At 37.4% G+C, this 18,790-nt stretch carries 18 protein-coding genes; 7 read left to right on the plus strand and 11 right to left on the minus strand.

Features of this window, described 5'->3' with window-relative positions:
- Positions 1–132: 132 nt before the first annotated feature.
- Positions 133–1,908: a hypothetical protein gene (locus WIW89_RS10910; protein WP_337720789.1), complete on the plus strand. Its 1,776-nt coding sequence runs from the start codon at positions 133–135 to the stop codon at positions 1,906–1,908.
- Between the two features lies 1 nt (position 1,909).
- Here the strand turns inward: WIW89_RS10910 and WIW89_RS10915 are convergent, their stop codons facing one another.
- Positions 1,910–2,554, minus strand: coding sequence for a hypothetical protein (locus tag WIW89_RS10915; protein ID WP_337720790.1), 645 nt, complete (start codon positions 2,552–2,554; stop codon positions 1,910–1,912).
- Positions 2,555–2,781: 227 nt separating this feature from the next.
- On the opposite strand from WIW89_RS10915, the gene hsp14 reads away from it, so the two are divergent.
- Positions 2,782–3,162, plus strand: coding sequence for an archaeal heat shock protein Hsp14 (gene hsp14, locus WIW89_RS10920; RefSeq protein WP_337709003.1), 381 nt, complete (start codon positions 2,782–2,784; stop codon positions 3,160–3,162).
- A 64-nt stretch (positions 3,163–3,226) separates the two neighbouring features.
- Here the strand turns inward: hsp14 and WIW89_RS10925 are convergent, their stop codons facing one another.
- Positions 3,227–4,708, minus strand: coding sequence for an ABC1 kinase family protein (locus WIW89_RS10925; protein WP_337720806.1), 1,482 nt, complete (start codon positions 4,706–4,708; stop codon positions 3,227–3,229).
- A gap of 97 nt (positions 4,709–4,805) precedes the next feature.
- Between WIW89_RS10925 and WIW89_RS10930 the strand changes: the two genes are divergently transcribed.
- Positions 4,806–5,414, plus strand: a complete 609-nt coding sequence (locus WIW89_RS10930) for a class I SAM-dependent methyltransferase (RefSeq protein WP_337720791.1) — start codon at positions 4,806–4,808, stop codon at positions 5,412–5,414.
- Here WIW89_RS10930 and WIW89_RS10935 read toward each other — a convergent pair.
- Positions 5,404–8,826, minus strand: a complete 3,423-nt coding sequence (locus WIW89_RS10935) for an MMPL family transporter (RefSeq protein WP_337720792.1) — start codon at positions 8,824–8,826, stop codon at positions 5,404–5,406. The genes WIW89_RS10930 and WIW89_RS10935 overlap by 11 nt on opposite strands.
- 72 nt (positions 8,827–8,898) lie before the next feature.
- On the opposite strand from WIW89_RS10935, the gene WIW89_RS10940 reads away from it, so the two are divergent.
- The 3 genes from WIW89_RS10940 to WIW89_RS10950 all read left to right on the plus strand — a co-directional run bounded on the left by WIW89_RS10940 (position 8,899) and on the right by WIW89_RS10950 (position 11,283).
- A complete protein-coding gene (locus WIW89_RS10940) occupies positions 8,899–10,377 on the plus strand; it encodes a carboxypeptidase M32 (protein ID WP_337720807.1) in 1,479 nt (492 codons plus the stop codon).
- Between the two features lie 117 nt (positions 10,378–10,494).
- Complete coding sequence (locus WIW89_RS10945; protein ID WP_337720793.1) at positions 10,495–10,770, plus strand: Lrp/AsnC family transcriptional regulator; 276 nt, start codon at positions 10,495–10,497, stop codon at positions 10,768–10,770.
- 48 nt (positions 10,771–10,818) lie between these two features.
- The gene (locus WIW89_RS10950) at positions 10,819–11,283 is read left to right on the plus strand and encodes a winged helix-turn-helix domain-containing protein (protein WP_337720794.1); all 465 of its coding nucleotides are present in this window, start codon (positions 10,819–10,821) and stop codon (positions 11,281–11,283) included.
- On the opposite strand, the gene WIW89_RS10955 is transcribed toward WIW89_RS10950, so the two are convergent.
- Both WIW89_RS10955 and WIW89_RS10960 read right to left on the minus strand, forming a co-directional pair.
- Positions 11,278–11,814 (minus strand): hypothetical protein, encoded by a 537-nt coding sequence (locus WIW89_RS10955; RefSeq protein ID WP_337720795.1) that lies wholly within the window; start codon positions 11,812–11,814, stop codon positions 11,278–11,280. The genes WIW89_RS10950 and WIW89_RS10955 overlap by 6 nt on opposite strands.
- Positions 11,811–12,206 carry a hypothetical protein gene (locus WIW89_RS10960; RefSeq protein ID WP_337720796.1) on the minus strand — a complete coding sequence of 132 codons (396 nt, stop codon included), beginning with the start codon at positions 12,204–12,206 and terminating at the stop codon, positions 11,811–11,813. Before WIW89_RS10960 ends, WIW89_RS10955 begins: the two co-directional genes overlap by 4 nt.
- 36 nt (positions 12,207–12,242) lie before the next feature.
- Between WIW89_RS10960 and WIW89_RS10965 the strand changes: the two genes are divergently transcribed.
- A complete protein-coding gene (locus WIW89_RS10965) occupies positions 12,243–13,058 on the plus strand; it encodes a DMT family transporter (RefSeq protein ID WP_337701657.1) in 816 nt (271 codons plus the stop codon).
- Here the strand turns inward: WIW89_RS10965 and WIW89_RS10970 are convergent.
- From WIW89_RS10970 to WIW89_RS10995, 6 genes are all read right to left on the minus strand, one after another.
- Complete coding sequence (locus WIW89_RS10970; protein WP_337720797.1) at positions 13,050–14,213, minus strand: MFS transporter; 1,164 nt, start codon at positions 14,211–14,213, stop codon at positions 13,050–13,052. The genes WIW89_RS10965 and WIW89_RS10970 overlap by 9 nt on opposite strands.
- A 103-nt stretch (positions 14,214–14,316) precedes the next feature.
- A complete protein-coding gene (locus WIW89_RS10975; RefSeq protein WP_337720798.1) occupies positions 14,317–15,165 on the minus strand; it encodes a hypothetical protein in 849 nt (282 codons plus the stop codon).
- Positions 15,141–15,971, minus strand: a complete 831-nt coding sequence (locus WIW89_RS10980; RefSeq protein ID WP_337720799.1) for an ABC transporter ATP-binding protein — start codon at positions 15,969–15,971, stop codon at positions 15,141–15,143. Before WIW89_RS10980 ends, WIW89_RS10975 begins: the two co-directional genes overlap by 25 nt.
- Before the next feature lie 27 nt (positions 15,972–15,998).
- Positions 15,999–16,766, minus strand: a complete 768-nt coding sequence (locus WIW89_RS10985; RefSeq protein WP_337720800.1) for a peptide ABC transporter permease — start codon at positions 16,764–16,766, stop codon at positions 15,999–16,001.
- Positions 16,763–17,968 carry an ABC transporter permease gene (locus tag WIW89_RS10990; protein ID WP_337720801.1) on the minus strand — a complete coding sequence of 402 codons (1,206 nt, stop codon included), beginning with the start codon at positions 17,966–17,968 and terminating at the stop codon, positions 16,763–16,765. The genes WIW89_RS10985 and WIW89_RS10990 overlap by 4 nt, the downstream gene beginning before the upstream one ends.
- 119 nt (positions 17,969–18,087) lie before the next feature.
- On the minus strand, positions 18,088–18,790 hold a 703-nt coding region (locus WIW89_RS10995; protein ID WP_337720802.1), incomplete at its 5' end, for a winged helix-turn-helix domain-containing protein.

Here is an 18,790-nt window from a genome sequence, read left to right on the forward strand (position 1 = left end):
GTGGAAAAGAAAGGCTTTGGGTGTTCCAAAATCTATGAAACAAGTTGAAAAGTTTATATTCAAGTCATAGAAAATACATTAACTTCATATTCTCATTAACCTTTTATAGTTGAAACAAATTGTGTAGTATTGATGATAACTGAATTTATAAAAAAAGGGGGAAACAAATTTTTCGCTTACGCCTTAATATTCGCTTTTTTAGCCTCTCTACTACTTGCTCCTAACGTAGTGCTCTCTCATGCTTCATCATCTAAAGCACAAGTAAACATGGTCTACGAGAGGTATTACAGTTCCTATAGTGCTCAAAACGGACTTGGAGGAAATATAATGCCTATGGCCTCTGGTTCAATAGTTGTATATAAAGTGGAGTCAGCAAGAGCTAATTACACAGGGTCTGTGGGAGGAACACTTGATGTGTATGCTAACATAACAACATATACAATGATCTTCTCAAACTCACTCTCCACTGTTAATGGATATGTTACAGTACAAGCTTTCCCTAACATGACCCTTACAGTGGTCACTAACATTCCTAACTTAATCGGGGTAGTAGTAAACGGGAGTGGAACTTCCACACTCGTATGGTCTGGGTTTAACTCTACTAAAGTCGACACTTTTGCATATATAAACGGTACGGGAACAGTGTACCTAGAATTCGCCAACGGTAGTGAGATAGCTAACATTCCCGTTACTATTAAAGTAGGACAACCAGAGACCGTAAATCTTACAATGAATTTATATACTATACAAAGTGTTACCTCTACTTTAACCACAGAGGTTAAGTTAACAGTACCAATAAACCTACCTAAAAGATACCAGCCGTTAAATTTCACAACGGAGATAAACGGACAATTATTTATGGCGAGTCAAGAGAATATAACACCTGAACTATCGTACTTTAATGGAACTACAGTAGCTTCTTTGATTTGGAAGGGTGAAGGTCTTGGATTTGCTCAATCAGGTTTAATAGGCCATGTAAAAGCCAACTTCGAAACTGTAGAATTTTACGGAGTTAACGGAACTGCTTTAGGGTATGTTCACATGGTAAGCTTTAATGGAACTCAGTTAAAACTTTCAGTAGGATCTACATCTAACGTGTATTTCGGGGAGGAGAAGATCGTAATATACCAAGGTGCGAGGGTACCACAAATCCATGTTGAGAGTCATGGAGACGTAGATATTAACGGAAAGGAGGTTATAGTATTAGTAGGTAATAACGGGGAAGTTATATCTACTGCTCTAGTTAGCTTGTCCCACAACGTTAACGTTAATGGAACTGAGGGAGGTACACTAGTTTACCTAAACCTAACTGGAAATATGAAAGTAGTGGTAGTTACTGAAAGCAACCAGACTGTCAATGTAAGTATAGTTAAGCCTATCCAAGTACAGCCCACGATAGTTACGATCAAAGGTGTTCAGCACCAAGCTCAGGAGGTTATGGTGAATTCAACTGGAAGTATTGTGTTTAACGTAACCTTAATGATGCAAGGGAACATAACCGTATATAAGGAAGTTTCAGGAGAAGTAATTGAGCTGAATTCATCTAATTACTTCGTGGTAAATAACACGGTAGTTGTATACGACGATCCGACCACAACCTATTTCATAGTTTATTCACAAACAACTTCAAGCACTTCTTCACAAACATCGACAACACAATCCTCAACTACCCAGAGTACAACAACTTCAACTCAGGCTCCACAAGCGTCAACAACACAGTCCTCAACTACTCAGACAAGCTCATCACAAACCAGTTCAGCACTTGGAAATAATAGCGTCAGTAACGTAATGATCGCACCACCATCAAGCTCTTCTACGAGCGGTATATCAACACCTGCAATAACTATCATAGGTATAATTATTGTGATTATTGTAGGAGCATTACTGATCTTCGTAAGGAAAAAGTAAATTAAGTTTCAGCCAATTGTTTAACAATAACGTTAACCGGATCTGTTGAGATATCTTCAAAGTTCCCGATTTTTTCTACTAGTTCTCCGTTCTTTACCTTAACTCTAACGTATTTATCGTCTTTAGAGGAGAACCAAAGGAGTATCATATTACCTAAACTCCTACTAATTGCTAATTCAATAATCTCTGGTATTTTGTCACGAGGCACAGACATTGTAAGGATTGGTTTAGACACCGCCAAGACCTCTGTTTGAAAAATGCTGAATTCTTCCATGAATTTCTTTTCGTCTATCTCGTATTCGAACTTCTCGGGATTTGTTGACACAGATACTGTACACCCTGAGTTCTTAGGTAGTACTGAAAATCTAAACACTAAAGTATTCTTTCCGAGAATAGAGGGTCTTGTAAGTGTATAAATTACGTCTAACAGCGTTACTTCCTTTTTAATTAAATGATATTCCCTACCTTTTATTAAAATTCTTTCATCCTTAGTAATTGTGATATTTCTAAATGACCTTAATACCCTCTTGTGTTCTTGTAAGAAATGGAGTACTGTAAATTTATCCGAACTTAGAGTAATTGATATCAAGGCGATTAATTTACTTATATCGTAACATTTATAAATGAAAATAGGAAGTATTAACAAGTCTTAGATTTTATATGATAATACCATTAATAACACAAACTGAAGTCATTTATATAATGACCTTAAATTTTTCATGTACTCAACTAGGACAAGGTTTAAGTAATTACAAAACAAAAGAATAAATAACACCAAAATGATAATGATTGTATGGGACGTCTACTCAGATGGTATATAATATTCAAATTACTTTCTCTATTAATGAAGAGAAGAGGTAAGAGGTGAAGAAGATGAGTTTCGCCTATTTCATAGGAAAAGAGTTGGGGAAGAGAGCAGAAGAGCTAAGTAGAAGCGTATTCGAAATAGTCTACCCACCAGTCGACGTGTATGAGGAAGGAGGATATTTAGTAGTCGTAGCCGACCTGGCTGGATTTAGCAAGGAGAAAATTAAGGCAAGAATTACGGGACAAAACGAACTAATAATAGAAGCAGAGAGGGACATAAGCGAGCCTGGAGTAAAATACGTTACTCAAAGACCGAAGTATGTGAGAAAAGAGATTAAGCTACCCGTTACTCCGGCTAAAGACGCTCAAATAACTGGAAAATATGAAAACGGTGTACTTACAATAAGGATACCGATAGCTGGATCAGCCAGTATTAAGATAGAATGATAGATAAGGATTTAACTTTACGTATTCTTTCCGCGTAAGTAAGAGTATATACCAGACATAATTTTTAGTCTCTGGTCGTTGCTAAAACTAGGGCAAGTAATCCAAGGAGTAGGGGTATCGTAGAGTCCCTGGTGATCAAATAGTAAACTAACCCTGCAAATACTAAGGATATTGAAATCGCCTTCACATAAGTTCTATTTCTCTTATTTTGAACTATGATAGGTTTTTCCAGTATGGACAATCTGAATTTACGTATTGCGGCATTGACTGTATTCCTGAAGTCGCTCAGTATCGCCTCAAAGACTAAACCTTCCTCTTCTATCAGTCTTTGTAGGTTAAGAAAGAAGTTAAAGTCTGGATCTATCTGAAGGCACGTGCTTCCTAAAATCGAAGTCATTCTTATATAAAGTGTAAGTTTTTCGGGTAACTTTAAGGGAAATCTATAAAAAACCTCATTTGCAGCCTCAAGAAACTGCTCTACTTCAAGGGTCTCAGCCGTAATTCCCTGAAACTGTTGCAGAAATAATTCTATACCTTTTGCCAAGACCTCTCTATCAGCCTCAGGTTGAATTGCCCCCAGTTCTTCTAAAACTTTTACAAGTCCTATACCGTCGAGACGTATTAAGGCTACGTAAGCCCTCAAAAGCCTTAGCCTAGTTTCGTGATCCATTTTCCCTACCATTCCGAAGTCGTAAATGATCAAATTTCCATTATCATCTACAGCTAAATTGCCCGGATGGGGATCCGCGTGGAAGTACTCTTTTTCAAGAAGCATTACCATGAAGACCTTAAATATTCTGTAAGCCAGTTCCGACGGTTTTACAATTTTCTTAGCTTCTTCAGAGGTTACTTTATATCCCTTAATGTATTCCATCACAAGTACTCTCTTTGTGGAAAAATAAGGGATGGGGATAATTACGTCTGGGAAATCGGCTAATTCCTCCCTTATTTTCCTCATGTAGTACTCTTCTTTCGTGAAGTCCATCTCCTCAAAAATTCGCCTACTGAAGTCGTTAACTATAGCCCTCAAGCTCTCGTAAAAAGACTCGTCCATTAAAAACTTAGTGTAGGGTAGTAGTGATCTCATGATCTTTATATCCTCTTCAGCAATCTCCCTAATTCTAGGTCTGTTAACCTTGATAACTACAGTCTTACCGTCACTTTTTCTCTTGGCCAAATAAACCTGCCCAATACTAGCAGTAGATATTGGTTCAGGATTGATCTCGAACTCTTTTAATTTCTCACCTAAGTCCTCCTTAATAATCTTAAACACCTCTTCCCAAGGTGCTGGAGGTACATCATCTTGCAGACGTGAAAGGACTTTAAGGTAGGGCTCTGGTAATATATCGGAGTGTACTGACAGAACTTGGCCGAATTTTATAAACACTGGTCCTAGAGACACGATAACATTGAGAAACTTCTCTGCATCTCTATACATCTTCTCCTCGTCTATTTTCTCTCCCTTCAAAGTCCTCAAACGGTAATCCCTTAATCGTAAGACGTGAGGTAAAAGTTTAAGTCCCACCTTAATAGTATTCAGCACAATATAAATTCCGAGAAAGGACTAAATTAGATTTTTACCTGAGAAGTTTTTCCATATATCTAAATAGCAATTTATTACCCTTGAAACAAGAATCGTAATAATGGAAATATTCAATGACCCTGAAGGTTATACAAAGTGGTATAAAATCCATGAAAAAAGTTACGAGAGTGAAAAGAGAGTTGTATCCTCCTTCAACTTAAGAGACTGCCTAGACGTAGGCTCTGGGCCGGGTATATTTCATGAGGTGATTAAAGGGAACGTGATTTCACTTGATATTTCAATATTTATGCTGATTAACACACCGGAAAAAGAAGATAGAGTTCAGGGAGATGCTCTTCAATTACCCTTTAGAGATAACGCTTTTCCTTGTGTTTTCTCCTCTGTTACGGTGTGTTTCGTTGAAGACCCTAGGAAGCTAGTGAAAGAAATGAAAAGAGTTAGTAAGAACAAGGTTGTCATATGTTACGTACCTAGAGATTCCCCTTTCGGAATGTACTACGAATCATTAGGAAAGAAGGGACATAAATATTACTCTCACGCTAACTTCGTGAGCAAAAGAGAGCTTTACGAAGCGTTTACCTCGGAAGGGATGAAAATAAAGGCGATAAGATCTACCCTTTTCTTCTCACCTAATGAAGATGAAAAAATAGACGAAATAAGGGAAGGAGATTCCGGTTCTTTTGTGTGCGTTGAGGCTGTTAAACAATGAGTTTAGGCCTAATTTTGAAACGTTTGTACAAAATCAGCAGCAACGACGGAGCTAAATAAGCCCACAATAACGTCGTCTCCATGATCGCCGCTACAGCAAATGCAAAGCCCAATTCCTGAAGTATAGATGCGTTAACCAACATAAGTGAGCCTAAAGTCCCTGCAAAGATCAAACCTAAGAAAGCAATAGTGACCCTTAAAGCCCCGACAGACGTTGATATTGCGTCGGCCATGTCCTTTCCCTTTTCTAACTCCTCGTGGATTCTGGCTACGAGAAATATGTTATAGTCCATTCCGATACCTATGATGATCGCTACGAGAAATAGAGGCACAATAGCGAAGATAGAAAAGCCCAAAAGGGTACTGAAGACAAGTCTCTCGAGCCCCAATGTTATCGCAACAGCAGACATTATTACGTAAATTATTACAGAGGACACAGACAAGCTCCTCGTCATTACTAGAAGTATCACGAACATCGTGAACGTGATCTCTCCCAGCACTATGAAGAAATTGGACTGAACAAAGTTATATATGTTGTAGGAGTCCACCGGGCCCCCGCCAACATAGCCTCTGCCTCCTATAACGCTAAGCACTTGCTTTACAACGTTAAATGCTTGAAGAGAGAAGGGCTGATATTTCTGGTTTACTACAAAGAGAACGTATCCATGAGATATATATTGCGTGTAATTATAGGAGGATAAGCTGCTGTAGTTTACCAGATAGCCGTAAGGAGATACCGGTGAGTCTACTGCTGTTACTCCTTGTATACTCGAAAGGCCTTTGTATATACTCACAAAATAATTATATTCAGACAAAGAGAAGTTAGTAGAGCCGTTATAGGGTATCACTACATAGATCGGGAACACGTTAGCTGAAGTGAAGTGGGAGCTTAGGAATGTCACACCCTCCGTAGCTTGTGAAGGGGGTAGGAGCGCTAATACGTTAAGGGTTAAAGGTGTGAATAACGCGAAAAGAGAAGCCACTATCACTACAGCCGAGATAAGTCCTACAATTTTACCTGGGTTCTTCAAACTTCTAGGTTTAATCTCCTCCTTCTTATTAAACCTTCTCGGGAAGAACAGCCTATCACCGGCGACTCTTAGGATAGCGGGAAACAAAGTTATTGCAGCAAGCCATATGATTATGACGCTGAGCATGTCGGATATAGCAGTGTCAGAGAAGAACGGGATGCGATAAACGTAGATGAAGAAGAACGATAGCATCACTATGAGAGCTGTTATTGTGACAGCCCTACCTCCCCACCTCACGGCTTCGTATACAGCATCTTTACTGGAAACTCCCTTCTCTCTTTCCTCTACATACCTACTGGCTATAAAGACCACATAATCTGTGCCGAGTCCCAGTGACAGCAATAAAACTTCGCTCGGAGTAAGGAAATTGACCGTTATATGTAAAACTTTAATCACCAGCACGTAAATAAATACAGAGGATACGAAGAACGCTGAGAAGTAAATTGTAAGCGGCATAAAGGCTGCAATAAAAGACCTGAAGTATATACCAGCTAAAAGTATTGCAAGGGCTATACCTACCGGTATAGCCGTTGAATAAGCAACTGAAGCGACGTTTTTGAGCTGTTGTGATATAGGTTCCGAACCTGTTAATGTTAAGTTTAGGTGGGTCTGACTTTCTATCATTTTCTCTAGATTGCTGGCTTCGTCGTACGTGAAGTTCCCTTTCAAGAAAAGTAATAGAATACCGTTAGAGTAAAGCTCATTACTGATGTTCAGATATATGGGGTACTTCCCCGATAACAAGGCTTGATAGCACGTAAAATTGTTTAATAAGTCTTGTATTAACAACGTCTTATTTAGGACTATTATGGGGGAGGTCGAATTAATGTAATCCACAATCAAAGTTACAGCAAGAGGTCTTGACTCAGTATCGTTGAGTAGCCTTAATGCAAGTTGTTTCGCGGTTAAGTTGCTGGCCTTAAGAAGGCTTTCCAGTTTGTCAAGGTGAAGTGAAACTAAATAAGCTGAGAGGTTACTCACATTACCTTGATAATATAGAGAAGAAAACACCCAACTAGGAAGATCCGTCTTGTTAGATATCTGCTCAGCTAGGAATGCGACAGCATCTGAAGTAGAATTTATGCTCAGTGAGGCTCTTACTATACCATAGCCAACGTTAGCGTGGAGACTTACGTATTTTACCGCAAAGGTACTCATGTTTTCGCTTAGGTTTTCGTAGACACATTGGATGAACTCTCTTTCACTGGTAGAGTTTACTTTGGAGAGTATCAGAGACAAGGAGACTTTACTAACATTTAAGGGAGTAGCATAAAACACTGATTGTATTACAGTTATAGGTATTCCGGTCTTTTCGGAGTAGACCGAGAAGAGGGCTGTTTGAGGGGTCTCATAAAGCAGTAATTTTGCTAAGTTTAAAGGTATATTATATGTGTAATTGAAGTAATAAATCGTGAAAATTTCATCATTAAGCGGATTATTGAAATTGGACAGATTTACATACTTAAACATGAAATTAACGAAGAGTAGCTGAGAAGAATTGAAAATTTCATCACTTATATTCTCCACATCTATTTGTGCCACGGCGTATGGATCAGGTAAAGGTTGTGATGAGTCCCACCTCTGATAAAACAAGTAGAAGTATTCTGCTTCTTTTCCGCTGAGTAGTGGATAAGTTTTTTCAAAGGCGTAAAAGTTAGCCTCACTAACGTTGTGAGTTAAATTATAGTTATACTCCCAGTAATTTAAGAAAATAGAAACTGGTACGTATAGGAATTTAGAAATGTTATAAGCGGTCTGATTATTTTGTATTTCTCCTTCATGAATTTTAACAAATGTCGAATAGTTTTGAATCATTGCGTCATGTAGCTCTGCAAGTTGTTCCGAAGTCGAATTAATTTTGTAGGAGAGGTTAACGAACTCTTGTTCCACTTTTAGCGTAGCATTATGAAGTTTTAAGAGGCTGTTTACTTCAGATGTCATATTTTCCCTCTCTTCGGAGAGAAAACTAGAGACATTAGATTCACTCTTCGAGATATTCTGTAATTCGTTTGTAAGGTTATTTATCTCCTTATTTAACGAATAGAACGTCTTATTGAGCAAAGATTTCTCTATCGAGAAATAGTTGGTAATGGATATGTTTCCGTAATTGGTCAGGTTTGCGAAATATCCAGCGTAAGGAGTAGCGTTTCCCCTCACAATTATTACGGCATTCGAGCCAGAAGCTCCGCTTAGGTTGAAATAGTTATTCACTATGTTTTCAGCTATCTCCGAAGTACTACCTGGTACGGAGAAAGTCACTTTGTAACTAACCGACTTAAAGAATAGACTAGATAGAGGGGCAGCAATGACAAGCGTAATGACCCATAATGCGACAACGACATACCACTTGTTCACAATGAACTTACCTAATGCCTCGAACATAGAATATAGATATATCTTTAATTTAAAAGCATTACACTAAATAACTCAAATTCATATAGTATTTTGATACATATGTTTGATAATGTTAAGGAGATATTAGAGGAATACAAGAAATTATGGGCATACGGATATGCAGAAGCATTAATGGCCTGGGACACAGAAACTTATATGCCAGAAGCTGACGCTTCTACGAGGGGCGAAGTATTCTCCGTATTTAATGAGCTGGAAAAACAAGTTTACTTGAAGATTTCTGAGAAATTAGATAAAATAGACGAGGAAAAGCTTAGTGATGAAGAAAAGGGAATGGTTAGAGTGTTGAAGAGGAGCATCAAATACTATACTAAAGTCCCCATAGAGGTAATAAAGGAATTCACTAAGACCACAAATGAGAGTGTAGTAATATGGAGAAATGCTAAGGCTAAGTCCGATTTTAACCTCTTTTCTCCCTACCTAGAGAAGATAGTAGACCTATCGAGGAAGATAGCTGACTACTTAGGTTATGAAAAACAACCTTATGATGCTCTACTAGACCTTTACGAGGAGGGCTTTACCACTGAAGATGGAGATAGAATCTTTAACACTCTCCTTCCCAAGGTATCCGATATACTTAAAAAAGTTCAAGAGGCGCAATATTTCCCTTCAAGTCACGAACTAGAGAGCGTTCAATATGAAACGGAAAGGATGAAGAAAGTTAACGAGTTCATAATCAAATTACTGAATATGCCAACAGACAAGTTCAGACTGGACGTCTCGGCTCATCCCTTTACAATTAGAATATCTGGTAGCGACGTGAGGATTACGACAAGATATGAAGGAAAGGACTTTAAGGCGACTATGTTTTCTGTAATACACGAGAGCGGACACGCTATTTACGAGCTCCTCATAGACCCTAGATTTGAAGGTACACCTATAGCTACTGGTGCATCAACAGGTATTCATGAGTCCCAGTCCAGATTTTGGGAGAATATTATTGGTAGGAGTATACAATTTATAAAACTTGTATATCCGACGTTAAAGGAGAACTTACCATTCTTAAGCAAATATAGCGAGGAGGATATTTACAAGTATTTCAATACTGTAAAGCCGAGCCTGATAAGGGTTGACGCGGATGAAGTTACTTATAACTTCCATATTGCAATTAGGTACGAGATCGAGAAGAGACTAATAAACGAGAAGATGAAGGTGAAGGAAGTACCTTCCCTTTGGAACGATATGATGGAGAAATATCTGGGCATTACTCCTAAAAACGATACTGAAGGAGTATTGCAGGATATACATTGGTCTCAGGGCTCTATAGGCTATTTTCCTACATACACTCTAGGTAATATTGTCGCTGGGATGCTTTACCTTAAGATTCCTAACCTTTACGATTTAGTGTCTCAAGGGAAGTTCGACGAGATAAAGGGGATTTTGAAAGAGTTAATTTGTAAATACGGTGCTACTTATCCACCGAAGACCTTATTGAGGAGGGCTTTTGGAAAAGAATATGATCCTGAAGGGTTACTCTCGTACTTAAGGGATAAATACATTAGTCTGAAGGGAATCGGCTAATTTTTTATCAGTATTACAAAGTAAGTTTATATATATCTAGATTTCATATTTAGCCAGTAATTGTATATTTATTTGAAGGAAAAACTATTAAACGGTTTAATACAAATAGTGACTACGATGGATGAACTTGAAAAGAAGATTTTAATTTATCTTTTTAGGGATCCTTCCCTGTCTCAACGAAATATAGCTAAAGAATTAGGCCTTACGCCTCCTTCCCTAACTTATCGTATTAAAAAACTCCAAGATGAAGGAGTATTCCAAGGCTACACGGTTTTAGTCAATCCTAACTTTTACGGTAAGAACTACGGCTTTGTAGCTTTTAAGAACTATTATGACTATATAGGAGAAGGAATATTCTTCAAATTCAAGTGCTTAGAGTGGTTAAACGTCTAAAGAGTTGAGGGAAGTTCCATCCCAGAGATAGAGGATAAAATAGAAGGAATGAAAAAAATCTTGGCTGATTATTCTCTTAAGTACTTTCCTAAACAGGAAATCATAGAGTCTAAGCCTTACGATTTACAGATAGTTAAATACCTTGTCAGAAACCCTAGGGCACAAGCTGCAGAAATAGCTCAAGAGACAGGTTTAACTCAGAAACTTGTAGAAAAAAGAACTAAGATCCTCTTAGAAAAAGGTATAGTAAAGTTGATACCGATAATAGACTTAAAGAAAACTGATGTAGTTATGTTCTATATATTCACTAGAAGAGTAGCGGAGACTAGAAAAATCCTCGACTCATGTAAGATCTTAGAGATCAACGACGGTCAAGCAGGTATAATAGGTTGTATAACGGATAGGATAGAAAACGTCAGGAAGTACGTAGAAGCTGTGAGAAACGTAGCAGATAGAGAAGCCGACGTCATGGTTATCTATGACTATCTAATAAACTCCGGTTTTTCCTTATGACTTTGAGGACTTACGTCCTGTTATTAATGCTGTTATGTAAAGTATTGTGGGAATAAAGGTAAACCAGTAAAGTAGAGTAGGGTATGAAAAGATCAGCATATCTATGTTCACATTATTATATGAGGTTACAAAATCCTCGACACCTATAATAAGTAAGGGGTATCTAAAATTGTCTCCCGTTACTGAAGATATCACGTAATTAAATACTACGTAAATTAGCAAAGGATCTAGGATATAGAATAATGGTAACCACGCCATTGTAGAATACTTAGCCACTTGTTTACCTTTCACCAACATCAACGAATTGTACACTAAGTTTATGCCTACGTATATTCTAAATGCATTTAAAAATAAGTTTAGTAGTTTAGCTAGGATTAAATTACTACCCAAAAGGCTCACAGAGATCTGAAAAGGTGAGTCATAAACTACGAAAATTCCTCCAACGCTATAGTACCACCAAGGTAAGGGAATAAATGTTATCAGTATAGAACTCACGTAGTATGATAACAGAACTCTATCTGTTGTCCTCATACTAAGTTCACCGAAGTTAAGGTTGTGTTTTCGATCTTAAGCTTAATTAAAATATACTCATCGTTATTGTCTATCTGATTTACTAAGGATTGGTAATTAGTTATCTGGATTGTTACATTTTTAGTGGTTTGAGGAGGAATTACGATAGGTTTTCCAAATACTATGTACTTACCACTAATATTACACACAGTCACAGATACATTCAACGGATTATTCATTCTAACTATAATCGCTGAAGAATTTGCTCCTACTATACTGACGTTGAGGTTCTTTAATAGTCTCAAATTTTCTACTTGTAAAATACCATAATGAAAAGTGAGTGTTATGTAATTTAGATAGATTAAGATAAACGCCAACGCCCCAACTATACCAAGTATTTTACCCCAGTTCATATTGGCTTATTATCTTTTCACCTTATTACTTTACTTGTGAAGCTGAAAAAAGGGATAACAGACCTATTCATATCTTCTTTTCTGTGGGGAACAATAGGTGTAGCTGTTCAAATAGGTTATGGAGAAGATGCAAACCCTTTTCAAATGGTTATGATTAGATCATTAGTATCCTCCATTTTGATCTTACCGCTTGTAAAGATAAGGAGGATCATTGACTTCCCCTCAATTCTTCTTGGAATAATTGCCGTGACGTTTTACGAAACGTATATCTACACCATAAACTATCTTGGCGCATCCCTCTCGGCAGTGTTCTTATATACGGCTCCCTTATGGGTATTATTATATTCCTTGATTTCTAAGAGTGAGGAAATTAACATTAGGAAAATAGCAGCTAGTTTTTCCGTATTTCTTGGAGTCTACCTGATGTACCTCTCAAATATAACGCTTAAAGACTTATATCTGGGACTTGCATCAGGTATAACCTACGCACTCCTAATAATTCAATCAAGAAGACTTCAACTCAGAAGAATGACTAATACAGAGATAATAGCCTCACAATCCTTATGGAGTTTTCCCTTCTCGCTTATTTTCCTCTTTTTTAACTCATTCAATCTTACAATAGCCTCTATATACACTGGGGTTTACTTAGCTTTATTTGCTACTCTTCTACCCTACTATTTCTTCTACAAAGGAATGGGGAAAAGTGATTCTATAACTGCAACAGTAATTTCTACCTTAGAACCTGTGTTTACAATCCTCCTCGCCTTTGTTATTCTACATCAAGTATTGACGTTTTTGCAAGTGCTCGGATCACTCGTAATAATATTCTCTGCAATTTTAATCTCATTCTAAACCCCTCAAAATCTCGTCTCTCCAAAACATCTTAAAGAACGTTATCGCCGTAACTAACACCGGGAACACTAGAAGTGTCATAGTTAGGGACAAACCCAAAAAGGTCGATACAAACCCTACTATAGCTGGAACTGCTAGGAATAACACATTATTATAAGCCAAGAAATATGAATTTACAGCGTTTCTTTCCGCGATTGTAGTCGCTCTGCTTATCATTATGGTAGACATTGGAAAGATAGAGCCGTGAGGTATACCGAGCAAAGCTATTACCAGGAGAAAAGTTATGTATGAAGGAGCATAAAGTGTTCCAAGTAATCCAGCGATTGTAATACCTATCGATATTGCTAAAGGCATTCTAAGATCACTGAAGGGTCTAATAGTCATTGAAAGTCTAGTTAGAAATGATATTGTAAAGAAAGGCAGAAAAACAGAATACGCTTCAAAGTCTGGAACATTAAATCTCTCTTTGGCTAAGATAGCTAAGAACGTTGTAAATGCCGCAAAGGGTATGTTGTAAGTCGTTATTGACAGTATCGAGGAGACGAAGCCTTTGTTCCTTAAAGCTGATATTCCTTTACTTTCCCTATTCACTTCTGGGAATTTCAGCTTAGTGGATAAAATAAACGCGACCATAGCCAGCGGAATGAACCACAAGAAGATCTCTCTGTAACCAACTCTCGTCAGGAAGTATGTTTCAAGTGCAGGACCTATGATCAGGCTCAGACTCAGACTTGTAGAATATAATGCCAACAACCTTTCAGCTGATTTTTGATCGTTTGCTAAACTCGCTGCGGTTATTAGATTCGGCATAATTAAGCCAAATGTCAGACCTGCTAAAGCTGATATGAACCAGACTGTAAATACGTTAGAATAATAATAAAGTAGAAGGGACAAAACGATAAAACCATTAGAGAGTATGAAGGCTCTCTTTCTAGTAATTGCATTTAACGAAGGATTAATATACGACGTAGCCACGAAAGTAAAGGCAAAGATTACCGAAGAGAGAAGTCCTACTACTGTATTAGAGAAGTGCAGAACATATTTTCCGAGTAAGGGGACTGTTGTAGTTACCATGTTATTAGTCGCTCTATCTGATACTGTTATTAAAACAAGAAATATAGCTGCATATATTAGACTAGACTTGTGCTCAGCCATGGCTTGAGAAAATAGTTCGATACCGAATTTAAGCTTAACTACTAATGTTTAAGTCACTATATAGATATTATATTCATTTTATTTAAAAATATCTTAAAATACCTTATTTAATATTTTCATAATACCAACATCTTACCTTATTGTCTCTAACGTTAAATAATTTGGGATTTTCAGTATAACATCGTTTCCTCAACTCCTTATTAATTAGATCACAATAAGGGTGATACGGACAGCCGTGGTCTGATGGGTCTCCTATCTCCTTTATAGGAATTTTCTCTCTAGGCTTGCCTAATGTGAGCTTCGTGTTTTGAAGAAGCAGAGAGTAAGGGTGGTAGAACTCCTTCTTAGTAGACTCCTCTACTATTTCGTTACCAAATAAAATCACTATTTTGTCAAAGACATAGGGATAAATTACAGAGGGATTAAATAGGACTAAACTTGCTGACTTTATTTTCGTTACCTTAACTAACATTTTGAGAGCGTATTCCCTTAACTGTGTATCCATAGTGGATAGAAAATCTTCTGCTACTATCAAGCTTACTTTTCCAAAAAATATTGATAGAATTTCCAATTTGAACTTATTAATTTCACTTAAGTCGTTAATTTTTGTATTTTCAGTCATCTGATCTCCCAATATTGTTTTAATCCATATTTCATCTCCTTTTCCGAATTTTTTCTCGTAAAGTTTCAAAATATCCTTTATCTTTAATTCGCTCGATATAAATTCTCTGGGGATAAGCCTAATCTGTTTCTTATCTATGACACGGATAATTCTACCCTTCTTCGGCTTTATCTCACACGTCAATAGCATTGATAATTCTTCAGTGCCCTTACCCCAATCACTCACAATGAGCGTAAGTTCTCTACTGCGAATACTCAAACTAATATCTCTAACTAAGTTTCCATATACAGATTCCAACTGCAGAATCATATGTTCGGATAGAGATGACATCTTACCACCCTTTTACCGACTCTAATTAGCTCGGGTTTTTTAGTTTGACATTTAAGGGAGGAGTATAGACATGAATTACTATATACACATCCTGAGGAAGTCTTTCCGTCAGGTGGTACATATCCTCTTAACACGTCGATAGTATAAGGATGAAGAGGATCTGATAACACGTTATATCCTTCTTCAACTACTTCACCCTTGTAAATGACTATAACCTCGTCAGTAAGATGGGAGAGAACCGCTGGGTCATTATCAGAGATTAAAAACTTACTAGACGTTACCGACATAAGGTCTATAAGGGAGTTGACTATTTGTATCTGATCAACCTCACTGATTCCGTATTCTACATCGTCTATGAACACGTAATCGGGTTCAATAAAAGTTGCGAGCGCGATAGCAGTTTTCTTTAACTTTAACGGCGATAGCTGAAAGACATAACTCTTGAGTATTTCCTCGGGGTTTAGACCAAGAATTTTTAATTTTTCCTTAGCTAAGTCTAATGCATATTCTGAACATCCTAAATTGTGGCTAACAACGATCTCAACGAAGTGTGAAGCAACATCGTATATAGGGTTAAAAAGTTGAGAAACATCATAAGGCATCCAGCTTATTCTAGTCCAAAGGATTTTTCTAAGGTCTTCTTCTCCTAATTTTAAAATATTTACCCCATCTAAACTTATCTTTCCTTTAGCCTTTACTACCCTAAATGTTGCCTTAAATATTTCCTCCTTTCCACTATCCCTTTGACCTAATATTCCAGTGTGAGCACTAATTACGGCTGTAAAACAGTTTAACTTGTTATCCACGGTTAGACACTCGTACTCCAGCATCTATCACAACCTCCTTATTTCGTCTGCAAGAACAAGTAACAGAACAAGAACTATTCCCCTAAATACTGCAGGAACTAAGAACATCCACCAATCATAAAGTAAATGAGAAGCTGTATTCAGTAAAGTAGTCAACGTAGGGTAATTAGGATCGCCAACCCCACCTATTACGCCCATTCCAGTATACGTAGCAATTCCATCAATGGAACTCGGCACTAGGAGATTTAACCCTTGTCTCATGACGCTTCTAAACACTAACTTAATGTCTACTTTACCTAAAATTCTTCTAGTGGATTTACCTACTGAGGAAGTGTAAACTAGCTCTGTTATCTGCCTTGCATATATGTTCCAACCTGTGAACATTACGATCAATATTGTTAAGAAGAAGTTGGCCTTCAACGAGTTACCAGTAGGCACACCGTAAAATAGAGCTATGGAAAGGAGTAAGGGTAACCTAGGTAACGAGTTCAAAGCATCTATAAATCTCACCATCACGCTCCTCACTATTCCTCCGTAAGCTCCAGCGATAATACCGTAAGTCAGTGCTAGAGTTACCTCTCCAACCCCTACTAGCCCTCCGAACATTAGCGTGTTAACTATTGCTATAGCATTTATATTGATCATGTTACTGCCGTCTATGTAAGTCCCTAAGGGATACTGATAGGAGGGAGGCTGTAAAGGTTTTCCCTTAGGAAGCCTATAAACGTCGAAAAATACACTTATACTCACAATTATAAGAAATATTATAAAAACAACGACGAATCTCCTCCTCATCTAGTCACCCTCGGATCTAACACACCGTAAACTAAATCGGTAACAAAATTGGAAAGGACTGTTAAGGTTGAATATGTTAGCATCGAGCCCTCAACTACCTTATAGTCTCCATTAAAAACAGCATATTTTAACAATAGTCCGAAACCAGGCCATTGGAAAATGCCTTCTACCAGCATCTCCGCAAGTAACATCTCAACAAATGCTGATGAAATAGAAGAAAGCATAACTACAGTGGCATTTCCCAATACGTGTCTGTATATCACGATCTTTCTGTCAAGTCCCTTTATGGAGAAGGACGTCTTAGGAATTGCAGTTAGCATTCTATTAACGAAAATGCCTATAAAAGGGAAGAACAGTGAAATTACTGGCATTACTAAGTAAGACAATATATCACTTTTAGGCGTTCCGTAGGGAAGAAGGCCAGTGAAAAAGTGAAGGAGGTAAATAATAATCATCGCAAATACCCAAGAGGCTAAGGCTGAACCTATATATTTCCACTTGTCCATAATCTTACTTATTAATGGGCTTTGTAACCCGTAAATCACCAAGAAAGCGCTGAGGTATACCGTTAGAGAGAAGGATATACCTAGCAATAGCGTAGTATACGACAACGTAGTCAATATGAGGCTTGTGATACTTACCTTAAAATAAGATGAAACTCCCGCATTGAACTCAAGGAACTCTAATAAGGCGTAATAGGGATTTCTACCGTGTAAGTACTCAAGGATTATTATTACTACGAATACCAGTACTAACGAGACTAATGAGCTACTTAAGCGTTTCAGGGCATATCTAGTTAGTGAACCGCCTACAGCATAACCCTTTACAAGATCTTTGCCCAAAATTCTTTCTTGAAAAAAGAGAGTAGTGCCCTTAAAACCTATTAGTGTACCAGTAAGGATTAAGAACATGCTTATCGGCGAAAGATAAGCGTAAGGTTCCTCATATCCCTTCACAACGTATGTATAATATGAAGTTACGGGTAAAGTGTAATTACACACATTTTGTAAATTTACGAACTTACCGTTGTAAAATACAGTAGCATTAGGATAACCTTTCACTAGAATAGCCCAATAATACTCTTGCCAATCATTTGGAGGAATTGCAACATTTCCGTAACCGAAGTTATATACTTCCACATATTTTTGCTGCATAGCAATTACGGAAATTAGTATACCGAGCAATAGTAGTGAAATTGACAAGAGGAGTAATAGTAAGCTTAATTTCAACTGTGTTCAGGAGATGAGAAATGATCTCTCCTTATAAGGTTATTTTAAATAATGTTATAAAAACACAATAAACTGTTAATTGTCGAAAATGATCATTTAACCGATGTTATAGCCCTATTCTCTATATCCTCAAGTTCCTTTAGTGCTACGTCATTATTTATATCATACTCTGTAGCGATCATTACTTCAGCTTCATTATCTATTTCCCTAACTTTCTTCACATAACCTTCTGCAACCTTTATGTTCTCTACAGCACAAACGGTCAGTCCTCTTTCTCCTTCCACAAATGATAAGAACTTACAGTTATCCAACATAGACAGTTTCGTGATTATCCTAGAGAACAAAGCAAATACTACAATATCAGCCTTTGACAAATCGACTATAGGTATCACCTTTATAGCGTTTTTAGCTATTAACGCACTTATTCTCCTCTGAATTGTCTTTGTAGGTATATTTATTACCTTCGCCAGATCACTAGGTTCAGCCCTTGGGTTCTTTAACAACTCCTTAACTATCTCTATATCTACTCCAGAGGGCTTAACAGGCGTTTGTCCAGGGATATAAGTCATCTTTGGATCTCCTAATTCCTTAGCCATTGTAGATATCTTATCTGTTAAGTCATTGTATGAATCTCCTTGTATTCTGTAAACGTTAAGTTCCTCTAAGCACTTTACTTTCACGTTTATAAATGGTGCGTTAAAGTCCTTTTCGTTCTTGAAAGAGACGAACGCGTAATACTTATTATAAAAATTGGGATTGACGGTAAGCTTAAATGACCTTATAACGCCATCTTCA

This window comes from Stygiolobus sp. CP850M (assembly GCF_037389425.1).
Lineage (GTDB): Archaea > Thermoproteota > Thermoprotei_A > Sulfolobales > Sulfolobaceae > Stygiolobus.